At 74.9% G+C, this 13,716-nt stretch carries 9 protein-coding genes and 1 pseudogene; 8 read left to right on the plus strand and 2 right to left on the minus strand.

The window, feature by feature from the left end; genetic code table 11:
• Positions 1-697: 697 nt before the first annotated feature.
• Positions 698-1,303, minus strand: a complete 606-nt coding sequence (locus tag ACYVGT_RS19550) for a nucleoside/nucleotide kinase family protein (protein ID WP_460860472.1) — start codon at positions 1,301-1,303, stop codon at positions 698-700.
• A gap of 118 nt (positions 1,304-1,421) precedes the next feature.
• Here ACYVGT_RS19550 and ACYVGT_RS19555 point away from each other — a divergent pair, with 118 nt between their 5' ends.
• Positions 1,422-2,636 (plus strand): ROK family transcriptional regulator, encoded by a 1,215-nt coding sequence (locus tag ACYVGT_RS19555; RefSeq protein ID WP_460860473.1) that lies wholly within the window; start codon positions 1,422-1,424, stop codon positions 2,634-2,636.
• On the opposite strand, the pseudogene ACYVGT_RS19560 reads toward ACYVGT_RS19555, so the two are convergent.
• Positions 2,637-3,142, minus strand: a pseudogene (locus tag ACYVGT_RS19560) (IS982 family transposase); the annotation flags it as partial.
• An 881-nt stretch (positions 3,143-4,023) separates the two neighbouring features.
• Between ACYVGT_RS19560 and ACYVGT_RS19565 the strand changes: the two are divergent.
• The 7 genes from ACYVGT_RS19565 (at position 4,024) to ACYVGT_RS19595 (ending at position 12,789) form a co-directional block, all read left to right on the plus strand.
• The gene (locus ACYVGT_RS19565) at positions 4,024-5,178 is read left to right on the plus strand and encodes an ABC transporter substrate-binding protein (RefSeq protein ID WP_460860474.1); all 1,155 of its coding nucleotides are present in this window, start codon (positions 4,024-4,026) and stop codon (positions 5,176-5,178) included.
• 172 nt (positions 5,179-5,350) lie between these two features.
• A complete protein-coding gene (locus ACYVGT_RS19570; RefSeq protein WP_460860476.1) occupies positions 5,351-6,136 on the plus strand; it encodes an ATP-binding cassette domain-containing protein in 786 nt (261 codons plus the stop codon).
• Positions 6,136-7,428, plus strand: coding sequence for a sugar ABC transporter permease (locus ACYVGT_RS19575; protein ID WP_460860478.1), 1,293 nt, complete (start codon positions 6,136-6,138; stop codon positions 7,426-7,428). Before ACYVGT_RS19570 ends, ACYVGT_RS19575 begins: the two co-directional genes overlap by 1 nt.
• Positions 7,429-7,538: 110 nt before the next feature.
• Positions 7,539-8,258 carry a sulfite exporter TauE/SafE family protein gene (locus ACYVGT_RS19580; protein WP_460860481.1) on the plus strand — a complete coding sequence of 240 codons (720 nt, stop codon included), beginning with the start codon at positions 7,539-7,541 and terminating at the stop codon, positions 8,256-8,258.
• A 73-nt stretch (positions 8,259-8,331) separates the two neighbouring features.
• Positions 8,332-8,913 carry a G/U mismatch-specific DNA glycosylase gene (mug, locus tag ACYVGT_RS19585; RefSeq protein WP_460860483.1) on the plus strand — a complete coding sequence of 194 codons (582 nt, stop codon included), beginning with the start codon at positions 8,332-8,334 and terminating at the stop codon, positions 8,911-8,913.
• A gap of 125 nt (positions 8,914-9,038) precedes the next feature.
• Positions 9,039-10,961, plus strand: coding sequence for a 1-deoxy-D-xylulose-5-phosphate synthase (gene dxs, locus ACYVGT_RS19590; RefSeq protein WP_460860485.1), 1,923 nt, complete (start codon positions 9,039-9,041; stop codon positions 10,959-10,961).
• Positions 10,962-11,403: 442 nt separating this feature from the next.
• Positions 11,404-12,789, plus strand: a complete 1,386-nt coding sequence (locus tag ACYVGT_RS19595) for an FAD-dependent oxidoreductase (RefSeq protein ID WP_460860488.1) — start codon at positions 11,404-11,406, stop codon at positions 12,787-12,789.
• Positions 12,790-13,716: the final 927 nt, after the last annotated feature.

Genomic DNA, 13,716 nt, shown 5'->3' on the forward strand with positions numbered 1-13,716 from the left:
CGTAACCTCGTTCTGCGCAGGTCCGCAGGGCGCGGAATCGGGCTCTCCGCGCAGGGCCCGCAGGAGTGGAGGGTGGTGCTTGCTTGGGCGGGTTTGCAGGGGTCCCGTTGCGGTGTCCGTTGTCCTGGCATGCGCCCGCCATCCGGCCGGCCCGCGACCAGCCGCCGCCCGACCGCCCGCCTCAGGCGCCGCCGAGCTCTGCCGTTGCCGCCGCTTTTCCGCTGGTCCGACGCACTGAACATCGGTCGGTCGGCTACAGAGGCGCGGGAGCTTTCAGCCTCGGCCGCCCTCGCAGCCACCCCCGCTCTGCGGCCAGCCCGCGGCCCGCCGCCGCCCCGAGGGCCCACCCAGCCTCGCCGTCGCTGCCGTCTTTTGCTTGTCCGACGCACTGACCAACCCGCCACCCGGCCACCCCCGGGCGGGAGCCCGCAATCTTCCCCGCCTCTCCATCCACACCCCCCCCGCGACCAGCCCGCGCCCGGACGCTCGCCTTAGGTGCCGCCGAGCTCTGCCGCCGCTGCCGCTTTTACGCGGGTCCGACGCAAAGAACACCGGCCGACCGGCCGCAGGGATGCGGGAGCCTGCGGTCGAAGCCGCCCCCGCCCCGCGAACAGCAGAAACACTGCCCGCGCACCGGCCTCCCGCGGCATAGAGCGGAGAGACTGCCGGCGAAGCCGCCCTTGCACGCCCTAGCCGGCTACGCCGCTGGCTGGGAGTTGTCGAGGATGGCGTGGGCGCGGTCCTGAGGTGCGGCGGTGCGGTAGAACGCGTCTTCCTGGGCGGCCCAGGCCGAGCGGTGCGGGCGGTAGAGGCCGGCGTCCCAGCGGGCGTCGAGGCGCTCGGCGCGGACGCCGGCGGGGGCATCGACCCAGACCAGGAGCGACAGGTAGGCGGCCGCCGCCGGATGGCCGCTGCCGCAGCCCTCGACGATGAGCGTGTCGGCCGGAGCGGTGCTGTGCCAGCCGCCCGGGTCGTCCGGGGCCCAACCGCCGGCCGCCCAGTCCCACCGCCGCCACGACGGCGCGGCTCCGTCCGCCAGCGGCGCCAGCACCTCCGCTGCCAGCCGCGGGCCGGACGGCGCGAGGCCGTCCCAGCCCGGATACAGGTCGTCCATGTGCACCACCGGGCAGCGCAGCCGCGCCGACAGCGCCTCGGCGAGGGCGGTCTTGCCGGCACCGGAACGGCCCTCCACTGCCACTACGCGGCACTGCCCCGCCCGCGCCGGCGCGGTGCGCAGCAGGTCAGCGATGGCGGAGCGCCAGCCCGGGGTGCGGGCGGACAGCAGGGGCGGGGCCGTCGGCATGCACCGAACCCTACCCGGGCGCCCTCATCCGGGGCGCACAGGCGCGGCCGCCCGCGTTCACGGCTTGTAGGCTGTCCGGAAAGCGGCCGGGGCAGAGCCGGGCCGAGGAGGGAGCGCAGTGGCCGACAGCGAGGTGACGCCGGGGTCCCAGGCTGCGCTGCGCGAAGCCAACCGGCGCCGGGTCGTCGCGGCGCTGCGCACCGCAGGCACCCTCACCCAGGCCGAGATCGCCCGCGCCACCGGCCTGTCCGCCGCCAGCGTCTCCAACATCGTGCGCGACCTGCGCTCCACCGGCACGGTCGCGGTCCGCACGACCTCGTCGAACGGCCGCCGTGCCCGCGCCGTGACGCTGACCCGCGCGCCGGGCACCGTCGCCGCCGTCGCCTTCGACCACGGCCGCATCACCGCTGCCCTCGGCGACACCGACGGCCGCACCCTCGCCCGCGAGACCATCCGCTACGAGGCCGCCGACGACCCCGGGAAGGGCGTCCGCCGCGCCGTGTGGCTGCTGGAGACCGTGCTCGCCGGTGCCCGCCAGGACCGGATCTCGGTCCTCGCCGTGCAGGCGGCCGTGCCCGGGCCGGTGGACCCGCAGACCGGCGAGGTCGGCGCCGTCACCTGCATGCCGGCCTGGGCGGGGGCCCGGCCCGGCGATGAGCTCGCCGACCGGCTCGGCCTCCCGGTGCAGGTGGCCAACGACGCGGACCTGGCGGCGCTGGCCGAAACCGCCGAGGGTGCCGGCCGCGGCCTGGACCACCTGGTCTACCTGCAGGTCGGCGAGGGTGTCGGGGCCGGCCTGGTGCTCGGCGGGCAGCTCTACCGGGGCGCGTCCGGCGGCGCAGGGGAGATCGGCCATATCGGCCTCGATGAGCGCGGCCGCGTCTGCCGGTGCGGCAACCGCGGCTGCCTGGAGACGCTGGTCGGCGCCGCGCACCTGGTGCAGATGGTGCCGCCGGGAGGTGCGGCCGACCCCCCGACGCCGGCCGGGCTGGTGGCAGCCGCGGTAGGCGGCGACCCGGGCGCGCGGCGCGTCGTCGCCGAGGCCGGGACGGCGCTGGGCCGCGGCGCCGCGATGCTCGTGAACGCGCTCAACCCGCAGGCGGTGCTGGTCGGCGGCGACCTCACCGACGCGGGCGAACTGCTCTTGGACCCGCTCCGGCGCGCCCTCGAACTCGGTGCCCTCGGCGGTGCTCTGCGCGGCCTGCGGGTGGAGGCCGGGGCGCTCGGCGACGGCGCCATCGTCCGGGGTGCCCTCCGCTTCGCTGCGGCGACCGCCCAATCCCGCTCCGCCGATCCGGCCGCCGCTGCCCCGGTGCCGGCCGGAGCCCCCTAGATGGGCGGGCGAGAAGGCGCAGACCGCGCCGTCGGCGGTGGTGATGAGCATGAGTTTGGCGCCCTAGTAGAAGGCGTGGTGGGAGGCATCGCGTCCGTAGCCGGCGATCTCGCCCAGCCCGGAGCGATTGACCGTGGTCCGGGAAGCGCCGCAGCGCACGGGTGTGCCATCCATCAAACGCAGCGGCTCCTGCCAGGTGGGGATCTGCCGGCCAGCCACTAGGAGGCGGTGAGCAGGGCCGGGGCCGCATCGCGCGGGTGGCGGTTGTATTCGGACTGGCCGGGCAGGCGGGGGAAGAGGCGGCCGATCCGGGTCGGCGCGGTGCGCAGCCACCGGCGCTCGTCGTCGCATTTGAGGAGGACCTGGGCGGTGGCAACGCAGACGAGTTCGGCGCCGGTGAGCAGGCGCGGGCGGCCGGGGCCGCGGCGCTTGTCGGCCGAAGGGATCACCTCATCGTCGAGATAGACGTAGCGTGCCGTCAGAAGGGCGTCCAGGTTAGTGGTCACACACCGATCCTTGACGCCCTTCGTTATGCGCGCAGCCGGTTCAGAAATTTCCCATCAACGATCTAGCGCGTGGTGGGCGGACACCTGCCCTGCTGCCCGGTTCTCCTCAATCGAGGAGGAAAACCCCGCCCGGACTCCCTCGTCGGCCGTGCGACGGGTGCACCGCCGACACCGCTCGCGGTGAACGCCATTTACCCAACACGCCCTGGACGGCCCAGCCCCCGGGTCTGCGGCGGGTGGCCGCAGACGTCCAGTGCGCGCAGGGCGCCCCCCCCGGCCGGCCGGGGCGCAGGCCTGACGCTCCGGCGTGAACGGCGGGGCGCCCGGCCGTTCCGGCTCGCTCTGGCGGGCCGGTCGCAGCGGTCGGACGGCGCGTTCGGCCCGTCCCGCAGGGTGTGACGGTCGCGCGGGAGCGTCTGCACTCCACCGGTGCGGACTCCGCGATCCGGGCGCCGCCGCTGCCCGCGGAGGCGCCGGCCGCCAGCAGGCGCTTCGGCCCGGGGCGGCGCCGCGCGGTCAGCCCCGGCCCGGGGCGCTCCAGCTCAGGCTCCGGGCCGCCGGCGGCTTCGGTGTGCCCCCTCTGCCGCTGGACCGGCTGCTCGGCGCGTCCCGGTGCGGCCGACGGGCGCGGGGGAGAGGCCGGGTGTGAACGCGGGCGGCCGGTTCTGCCGGAGCCGGCGCGGGACGCAAGGGACCGGCCCGGCTTTCACCTGCGGGAGCTTTCTGTTCACGGGTTGAATGAAGAGTTCGTGACATTTCAGTTATGCGTTCAAGCATTGACGGCAAGAGGGCGGCAGGTTTGACTTCGGTGAGCCGGGCCACAGCCGAGCGCACCCCTCGCGCTCCGATCCCCCGCCCGGTGGCACCCCCGAGGAGGCCCTGTGCAGACCGACCCAGCGCGCTCCCGCGCACCGTTCCACCGCTCCCGCCGGCGCCTGCGCGGCGCCGCGGCCGGCGCCGCACTGCTCGCCGCGCTCGCCACCGGCTGCGGCGCGGTCACCAGCGGCGGCGACGCCGCGGACGGCGAGACCCACAGCGTCGAGGAGGGCTTCACCGTCGGCCTCCTCCTCCCCGAGTCCAAGACCGCCCGCTACGACAAGTTCGACAAGCCGTTCTTCGAGGAGGCGCTCAACGAGCGCTGCCCGGAGTGCACGCTGCTCTACCAGAACGCCGACCAGGAGACCGCCAAGCAGCAGTCCCAGGCCGAGGCGATGCTCACCGACGGCATCGACGTCATGGTGCTCGACGCGGTCGACTCCGAGGCGGCCGGCGGCATCGTCTCCAACGCCAAGAGCCAGGGCGTCCCGGTCGTCGCCTACGACCGGCTCGCCGAGGGCGGCGTCGACTCCTTCGTCTCGTTCGACAACCGCGAGATCGGCCGCGTCCAGGGTGAGTCGCTGCTCGGCGCGCTCGAGGGCGTGGACGACCCGAAGATCGTGATGATCAACGGTGCGCCCACCGACCCCAACGCCGGCGACTACAAGGCCGGTGCGCACGAGGTGCTCGACGGAGAAGTCGACATCGTGCAGGAGTTCGACACCCCGGACTGGTCGCCCGACCAGGCGCAGACGCAGATGGAGCAGGCGATCACCGCCGAGGGGGCCGACGAGATCGACGGCGTCTACAGCGCCAACGACGGTATGGCGGCCGGCGTCATCGCTGCGCTGAAGGGCGCCGGCGTCGACGAGCTCCCGCCGGTCACCGGCCAGGACGCCGAGGTCTCCGGGCTGCAGCGGGTCATCGCCGGCGAGCAGTACATGTCGATCTACAAGGCCATCCGGCCGGAGGCGGAGATCGCCGCCGACATGACCGTCGCGGCCGCCACCGGCGAGGAGTACGACGGCGGCGAGTACGAGCTGACCGAGGCCGAGGACGGCTCCGGCGAGAAGGTGCCCGCGGTCCTGCTGCCCCCGGTCCCGGTGACCGCGGACGAGATCGAGGAGACCGTCATCGCCGACGAGTACTACACGGTCGAGGAGATCTGCACCGAGGACTACGCCGACACCGACTTCTGCACTGAGGTGGGCAAGGAATAGGGCCCGCCGGCCCCGGCGCGCCCGCACCCCCGCCCGCACCGGGCCCCGCCCCGGTGCGGGCGGCGCGCCGGGGAGGCGCCCCGGTCCGCTCGGTGCGCGGCCGTCCGCCCCGCCGGGCGGCCGCGCACCCGGCCGCGCCCCGCACCAGCAGCGGGGCAGGAAAGAGAGAACAATGAGCACACCCGTCCTGGAGCTGTCCGGCGTCTCCAAGCGGTTCGGCGCCGTCCAGGCGCTCAGCGGCGTCGACCTGTCCGTCGCGCCCGGCGAGGTCGTCGCCCTGCTCGGCGACAACGGCGCCGGCAAATCCACCCTCGTCAAGGTCGTCGCGGGGGTGAACCCCGCCGACTCGGGGACCCTGCTGTGGGAGGGGCGCCGCGCAACGGTGTCCCGCCCGGCCGACGCCCAGCGGCTCGGCATCGCGACGATCTACCAGGACCTCGCGCTCTGCGACAACCTGGACATCGTCGCCAACCTGTTCCTCGGCCACGAGAACACCCGGCTGGGCACCCTCGACGAGGTCGCCATGGAGCGCACCGCCCGCGAGCTCCTCGACTCGCTCTCGGTGACACTGCCCGACCTGCGGGTGCCCGCCGCGTCGCTGTCCGGCGGCCAGCGGCAGATCATCGCCATCGCCCGCGCCCTGCTCGGCGAACCCAAGGTGGTGCTGCTGGACGAACCGACGGCGGCGCTCGGCGTCGCGCAGACCGCCCAGGTGCTCGACCTCATCGAGCGGCTCCGCGACCGCGGGCTCGGCGTGATGCTGATCAGCCACAACATGGCCGACGTGCGCGCGGTCGCCGACCGGGCGCTGGTACTGCGGCTGGGGCGCAACGCAGGGGACTTCCCGGTCCAGGACACGCCCTACGAAGAGATCGTGGCCGCGATCACCGGTGCGGCCGACAACCCGGTGTCGCGGCGCGCGGAGCGCAGCGCGGCACCGCAGACGGGAGGCGAGTGATGGCAGCCCAGCAGGCTCCCTCCGGGGGCGTCGGGGCCGACGGCACGCAGGCCGGCGGCGCCGCGGAGGCCGCGGGGCAGCCCGCCGCATCGGCGGTCCTGGTCACCCGCACCTCGCCGGCCGAACTGCTGCGGGCCGCACTGCGGCGGCTGCGCGGCGGCGAACTGGGCCCGCTGCCCGTCATCGCCGGCCTGCTCATCATCTGCATCGTCTTCCAGTCGCTGCACGACCGGTTCCTGTCGCCGCAGAACCTGTCCAACCTGACGCTGCAGGTCGCCGCGGTGGGACTGATGACCACCGGCGTGATCATGGTGCTGCTGCTCGGTGAGATCGACCTGTCCATCGGGTCGGTGGCCGGCGTCTCCGCGGCGCTGACCGCGGTGCTCGCGGTGCGCTACGGGCTGCCCGAGTGGGCCGCGATCGGCTCGGCGGTCGCCGCCGGACTGGCCATCGGCCTGATCCACGGCGTGTTCTTCGCCAAAGTCGGCGTCCCCGCCTTCGTCGTCACCCTGGCCGGACTGCTCGGCTGGCAAGGCGCCCAGCTCTGGCTGCTGGGCGGCGAGGGCACCGTCAACATCGGCGACAGCGGCACCATCGCCGCGCTCACCCACACCTACTTCGTGCCGTGGATGGGCTGGCTCATCGCCGTCGGAGCGGTCGCCCTGTTCACCGCGCTCAACTGGTGGGGCGCGCTGCGCCGCACCGCCGCCGGCCTGCCGGCCAAGCCGGCAGCCGAGATCGCGCTGCGCAGCCTGCTGCTGGCCGTCCCGGTGTTCGGCGCGGTCGCGGTGCTCAACGCGTTCAAGGGCGTGCCGCTGGCGTTCCTGATCTTCGTGGGCTTCGTCGTCGCCTTCGACCTGATGCTCCGCAAGACCCGCTACGGCCGCATGGTGTTCGCCGTGGGCGGCGGCCCCGAGGCGGCGCGCCGGGCCGGCATCAACGTCGACCTCATCCGCATCTCGGTGTTCGGCCTCGCGTCGATGCTGTCCGCCCTCGGCGGGGTGCTCCTGGTGTCCCGGTCGTTCTCGGCCAGCCTGGACACCGCGGCCGGCGAGGAGCTGATGATGGCGATCGCGGCCGCCGTCATCGGCGGCACCAGCCTGTTCGGCGGCCGCGGCAACGCCTACTCGGCGCTCCTCGGCGGCCTCGTCCTCGGCGCCATCACCTCGGGCCTGTACCTGCTGCAGATGGGTACACCGGTCCGCTTCATGATCACCGCGGCGGTCCTGCTGGTCGCCGTCGTCCTGGACGCGCTGTCCCGGCGCAGCAGGAGGACGCACGCCCGCGGCTGAGCCGGCCCGCGCCGCCGGAGCCCTCCCCCCGGCGGCGCGGGCCTCCCGCGCCGGTCGGCGCCCTACCTCTGATTCCCGACCGGAGAGCGCGGCATATAGCGTCGTCGCCCATGTCGCCCTTCGTGTTCCTGCTGGTCGCCGGATTGGCCGTGGTGGCCGGCGCCGCCGTGCAGAGCAGTGTCGGACTGGGCCTCGGGCTGGTCGCCGCCCCGGTCATCTCCTTCATCGACCCCACGCTGATGCCCGGCACGCTGCTCATCGCCACCGGCGTGCTGCCGATGTTCACGCTCGCCTCCGAGTGGCGCCATGTCGACTGGCGCGGCCTGGCCTGGGGGCTGCCCGCGCGGGTGCCCGGATCGCTGCTGGGCGCCTGGGTGGTGGCGGTCCTGGAGCCGGAGATGCTCGGCGCGGCCGTCGGCGCGATGGTGCTGGTCGCGGTCGCCCTGTCGCTGTCGCGGGTGCGCGTGCAGCCCACGCCCGGACCGCTGGTCGCCGCCGGAGCGCTGTCAGGGGTGATGGGGACCGCCACCTCCATCGGCGGCCCGCCGGTCGCGCTGCTCTACCAGAACGAGGCCGGCCCCCGGGTGCGCGGCACCCTCGGCGCGTTCTTCCTGTTCGGCATCGCGGTGTCGCTCACCGCGCTCATCGCCTCCGGCCAGATGGACCAGCGCCAGACCCTGGCCGGCGTCGCGCTGCTTCCGGGCGTGGTGCTCGGGTTCCTCCTCGGCAAGCCGCTCCAGCGCCGCGTCGACGCCGGCCTGCTCCGTACGGCCCTGCTCGCGGTCGTCGCCTGCTCCGGAGCGGTGCTCATCGCCCGCGCCCTCCTCTGAGCCGCGCGGCCGGCCCTGTGAGATGCGCAACCGCCCCCGGCCGGCACGCAGCGGAGGGGTAGCATCGGGCCCGATGAGCCCTTCCCCGCGCCGCCCCCGCCCCAGCTCGGACGAGCTGGCGGCCGCCCGCGGCCGGACCGTGCCCGACGTCGTGGGGGCCGCCCCCGCCGTGCTGTTCTGCGGCATCAACCCCGGCCTCTACTCGGCCTGGTCCGGACACCACTTCGCCCGCCCCGGCAACCGCTTCTGGCCCGCGCTGCACCGCTCCGGATTCACGCCGCGCCAGCTCGCCCCGGACGAGGAGGGGGAGCTGCCCGGCTTCGGCCTGGGGATCACCAACATCGCTGCCCGGGCCACCGGCCGGGCCGGCGAACTCACCCCCGACGAGCTCCGCGAGGGAGCCGGCGACCTGGCCGGACGGGTCGCCCGCTACCGGCCGGGCGTGCTCGCCATCCTCGGCGTCGGCGCCTACCGCACCGCGTTCGGCGTGCGCGGCGCCGCCGTCGGCCCGCAGCCCGAGCGCATCGGCGGCGCCCCGGTCTGGCTGCTGCCCAACCCCAGCGGGCTCAACGCGCGGTGGACGCCCGACGCGCTCGCCGGCGCCTTCGCCGAGCTGCGCACCCGCAGCGGCGGCGCGGCCGCGGGGACGCCGTGAACCCCTACGGCGGGTAGGTTCGGGTAACGGCGGGTTCGGTCCGACCATAGACTCTGGGGCACCGCGCGCGCCCGCCCGCAGCAGGCGCGCGGGGGACGACACGCAGACGAGGGGATTGACGAGACGTGACGCTGCTCGACACCGTTCGCAACCCGGACGACCTCAAGAGGCTCGCGGCGGACCGGATCCCGGCGCTGGCCGCGGAGATCCGGAGCTTCCTGGTCTCCGAGGTCGCACGGACCGGCGGGCACCTCGGCCCCAACCTGGGCGTCGTCGAGCTCACCATCGCGCTGCACCGCGTCTTCGACTCTCCGCGCGACCCGGTCCTGTTCGACACGGGCCACCAGTCCTACGTGCACAAGATGCTCACCGGCCGCCAGGACTTCTCCGGTCTGCGCAGCGAGGGCGGCCTGTCCGGCTACCCGTCGCGCGCCGAGTCCGAGCACGACTTCATCGAGAACTCGCACGCCTCCACCGTGCTCTCCTACGCCGACGGCCTCGCCAAGGCCAACACGGTGCGCGGCCGCGTCGACAGCTGCGTCGCCGCCGTCATCGGCGACGGCGCGCTCACCGGCGGCATGGCCTGGGAGGCGCTGAACAACATCGCCGAGCGCAAGGACGCCCGGCTGGTGATCGTCGTCAACGACAACGGCCGCTCCTACTCGCCCACCATGGGCGGCGTCGCCGACCACCTCGCGTCGCTGCGGATGAGCCAGGGCTACGAGCAGGCCCTGGAGGTCGCCAAGTCGGCGATCAACCGCGCGCCCGTCGTCGGGCAGCCGCTCTACGACGCCCTGCACGGGCTGAAGAAGGGCATCAAGGACGCCATCCAGCCCCAGGTCATGTTCGAGGACCTCGGCATCAAGTACCTCGGCCCGATCGACGGCCACGACGCCGCCGCCGTGGAGAAGGCGCTGCGCCGGGCCCGCGACTACGGCGGCCCGGTGATCGTGCACTGCCTCACCCAGAAGGGGAAGGGCTACGCGCCCGCCGAGAACCACGACGAGGACCAGTTCCACGCGCCCGGCGCGTTCGACCCCGAGACCGGCAAAGCCCGGTCCTCAGGCAAGGCGTCCGGGGCCAAGTGGACCTCGGTGTTCAGCGAGGAGATGGTCGCGCTCGGCGCCGAGCGGGACGACATCGTCGCCATCACCGCCGCCATGCTGCACCCCACCGGGCTCGCGCCGTTCGCCGAGGCCCACCCCGAGCGCACCTTCGACGTCGGCATCGCCGAGCAGCACGCCGCCACGTCGGCCACCGGCCTGGCGATGGGCGGCCTGCACCCGGTCGTCGCGGTCTACGCCACCTTCCTGAACCGCTGCTTCGACCAGGTCCTGATGGATGCCGCACTGCACCGCCAGGGCGTCACGTTCTGCCTGGACCGGGCCGGCGTGACCGGCACCGACGGCGCCAGCCACAACGGCATGTGGGACCTGTCCATCCTGCAGGTGGTGCCGGGCCTGCGGATCGCCGTGCCGCGCGACGCAGCCCGGCTCCGCGCCGAACTGCGCGAGGCGGTCGCCGTCGACGACGCGCCGACCGTGCTGCGCTACCCGAAGGGGGTCGCGCCGGACGAGATCCCGGCCGTGGACACCCTCGGCAGCATGGACGTGCTGCGCAGCCCGGCCGAGGGCCAGGACCGCGACCTGCTGCTGGTCGCCGTCGGTGCGATGGCCCAGACCTGCACCGAGGTCGCCGACCGCCTCGCCGACCAGGGCATCGGCGTCACCGTGGTGGACCCGCGCTGGGTGAAGCCGCTCGACCCGGCGCTGGCGCCCGAGGCCGCGCGGCACAAGGTCGTCGCCGTTGTCGAGGACAGCGGCCGGGTGGGCGGCGTCGGTGACACGGTAGCCCGCACGCTCCGCGACGCCGGCCTCGACCTGCCGGTGCGGACCTTCGGCATCGAGCAGGAGTTCCTCGACCACGCCTCGCGCGACGCCATCCTGGAGCGGCTCGGCCTCACCCCGCGCCTGCTCGCCGCCGAACTCATCGGCACCGTCGCCCGGCACACCGAGCGCTCCGAGGACGGCGAGCCCGCGCAGCCCTGAAGCGCGCCCGACCCCGCCAGCGCGGGACACAGCGCTCCGCACGCGGCGCGGCCCCGGTTTCCCGGGGCCGCGCCGCGGCCTGCTGCGGCCACCCGTCCGGGGGCCCGGCCACCGAGACCCCCGGTCCGCGGTATCCGGCGCGCCGTCCGCGCCCCGGGCGGGAGGGCCGGACCTGTCGGCCGCACGACAGCTGCACCGGCCAGCCCCGCTGAGCCGCTGAACCGCCCCGGCCACCGCAGCTCCTGCGGCAGATCCCCGACCGGTCCGCGCAGCGCCCGCAGGCGGCCGGTGCGGTGCGGCCGAGTTCGCTGCCCACCGCGCTCCTGGCGCGGGCCCGCTATCCGGGCGGCAGGGGATGTTCCGGGCGGCGGTGCGGAGTCCGATCCCAGACGCCGGGCCAGGGCCCGGGCGCGGGGCGGCGCGATCGGCCACAATGGCGGCCATGAGTGCTGCTGAGCCGCTGCGGGTGGCCGTCGTCGGATCGGGCCCGGCCGGCGTCTACACCGCCGACGCCCTGACCCGGCAGGAGCGCGCGCCCGTCCGCGTCGACGTGCTCGACCGCCTGCTCACCCCCTACGGCCTCGTGCGGTACGGCGTCGCCCCCGACCACACCCGCATCAAGGGTGTCGCGCGGGCCCTGCGGGAAGCACTGGAGCGGCCCGGCGTCCGCTTCCTCGGGGGCGTCGAGTACGGCCGCGACGTCAGTCTGGACGACCTCCTCAGGGCCTACCACGCCGTCGTCGTCGCCACCGGCGCGGCAGCCGACCGGCGGCTCGGCGTACCGGGAGAGGACCTGCCCGGCAGCGTCGCCGCCACCGACTTCGTCGCCTGGTACTGCGGCCACCCCGACACCCGTGTCGAGCGGTTCCTGCTCGACGCCGAGGACGCCGCCGTGGTCGGCGCCGGCAACGTCGCCCTCGACGTGGCCCGCATCCTCGCCAAGAGCGCCGACGAGCTGCGCCGCACCGACGTGCCCCAGCCGATCCTGGACGTGCTCGCCGCCAGCCGGATCCGCCGCATCCACCTGCTGGCCCGACGCGGCCCGCTGCAGGCCCGGTTCACCGCACCGGAGCTGCGCGACATCGGCGCGCTCGACAACGCCGATGTCCTGGTCGACCCCGCCGACGTCGACATCGACCCCAACGGCCCCGACCTGGTCGGCGCCGCCCGGGCGGCCCGCACCAACCTGCGCTACCTCGCCGAGTGGGCGCAGCGCCCGCGCGCCGGTCGCCCGCGCGAGATCCGCTTCCGGTTCTGGCGGCGCCCGGTCGCACTGGAAGGCACCGGACGGGTCCGCGCCGTGCGCACCGAACACACCGCCCTCGGCGCGGACGGGCGCCTCACCGGCACCGGCGAGACCGAGGAGGTCCCGGCCGGGCTGGTCTTCCGCTCGGTCGGCTACCGCGGCGTGCCGATGCCGGGGCTGCCCTTCGACGACGACGGCGCCGTGCTGCCCCAGCAGGAGGGGCGCGTCGTGGACGCGGACGGCGCGCCCCTGCCCGGCGTCTACGCGGCCGGCTGGGCCAAACGGGGTGCCAGCGGCGTCATCGGCACCAACAAGTCGGACGCCGCGGCCACCGTCCGCGCCCTGCTCGACGACGCGGACGCGCTGCGCCGCCGTGCGCCGGCCGCCGACCCCGATGCCCTGCTGGCCGAGCGCGGTGTCGAGCCCGCCGACTACGCCGCCTGGCTCGCCATCGACGCCGCCGAGGCAGGCCTCGCCGAGGACCTGGGCCGCGGCGAGCGGGTGAAGCTCCTCGGCTGGCCAGAGAACCGCCGCGCGGCCGGCCTCCCCCCGCGCACGGAGCACAACGGCGGCGTTGCCTAGCCGGCGCTCGCCGTAGGGCCTGCCGGGGCGCTCCCGCGGCAGTCCGCCGGGCGGGCCCGGCAGGAGGGGCACGGGCGGCTTCGGCGGCGGTGTTCCCTCTCCGCTCTGCGACCGGTGGTGCTGCCGGTCCCGGGGCCGGTCGCCGGCGGGCTTCCTGCTCTGTTCCGCCGCTTCGGGGGCGGTGTGTGGACAGGATTTCTGCTGTGAGTCGGGCTGGGGCATAAAGCACCGGGACAAGGGCGGCTTCGCCGGCAGCCTTTCCAGTCCGTCCCGCCACTCCGAGACCGGCGGACGACCGGGGTTTCTGCTGTTCGCGGGCCCAGGCGGCGGGGACCGCAGCATCCCGCAGCCCTGCAGCCGGCTCCCCGGTGTTGAGTGCGGCGGACCAGCGGGAAAGCGGCAGCGACGGCGCGGCAGGGGAGGGCCTGGGGCGGACGCGGGCGGGCGGGCCGGGTAGCGAAGGAAATGCCGGGAGAACGGGCACTGCGGCGGGGCCCTGCACGCCCCGCCCTAGCAGAAGACGTCCTCCCCTGCGGACCCTGCACACAGAGCCCCATGTCGCGCCACACTGACCTGCGCGCCAACATGGGGGTCACCTGCTGTTGCGGTGTCTGATTCCCGCGCACCCGCCTTTGCCGCGGCCCGATCGGCGAAAAGGCGCAAGCCGCGGCGTCGAATTGGCTGCTTTGGGCGATGTGAGGCGGGAGCGATCCCGCCTCCCGGCGAAAAGGAACGCGCCGCGCTCCTGCGTGCGGGCCCCAAACCGGGCACCCGCGCCCCGCCGGTGGCCAGTGCTCGGTTTCGCCCTATATGTCGCCACGCAGAGTGGAAATAGCCCGGTGAATGTGCCGCGGAAACTTCACGCCTCTCGATTCCCCGCGGATTCGCCGCCGAAGAGGTGGCAGTCGCGGCGCCGATGGGGTGGTA

Source organism: Nocardiopsis coralliicola, assembly GCF_054779695.1.

Coding starts and splice junctions, on each gene's coding strand:
- ACYVGT_RS19550 (WP_460860472.1), bottom strand. CDS start 1,303: ATGCCGACGGCCCCGCCCCTGCTGTCCGCCCGCACCCCGGGCTGGCGC.
- ACYVGT_RS19595 (WP_460860488.1), top strand. CDS start 11,404: ATGAGTGCTGCTGAGCCGCTGCGGGTGGCCGTCGTCGGATCGGGCCCG.
- ACYVGT_RS19570 (WP_460860476.1), top strand. CDS start 5,351: ATGAGCACACCCGTCCTGGAGCTGTCCGGCGTCTCCAAGCGGTTCGGC.
- ACYVGT_RS19580 (WP_460860481.1), top strand. CDS start 7,539: ATGTCGCCCTTCGTGTTCCTGCTGGTCGCCGGATTGGCCGTGGTGGCC.
- ACYVGT_RS19575 (WP_460860478.1), top strand. CDS start 6,136: ATGGCAGCCCAGCAGGCTCCCTCCGGGGGCGTCGGGGCCGACGGCACG.
- mug (WP_460860483.1), top strand. CDS start 8,332: ATGAGCCCTTCCCCGCGCCGCCCCCGCCCCAGCTCGGACGAGCTGGCG.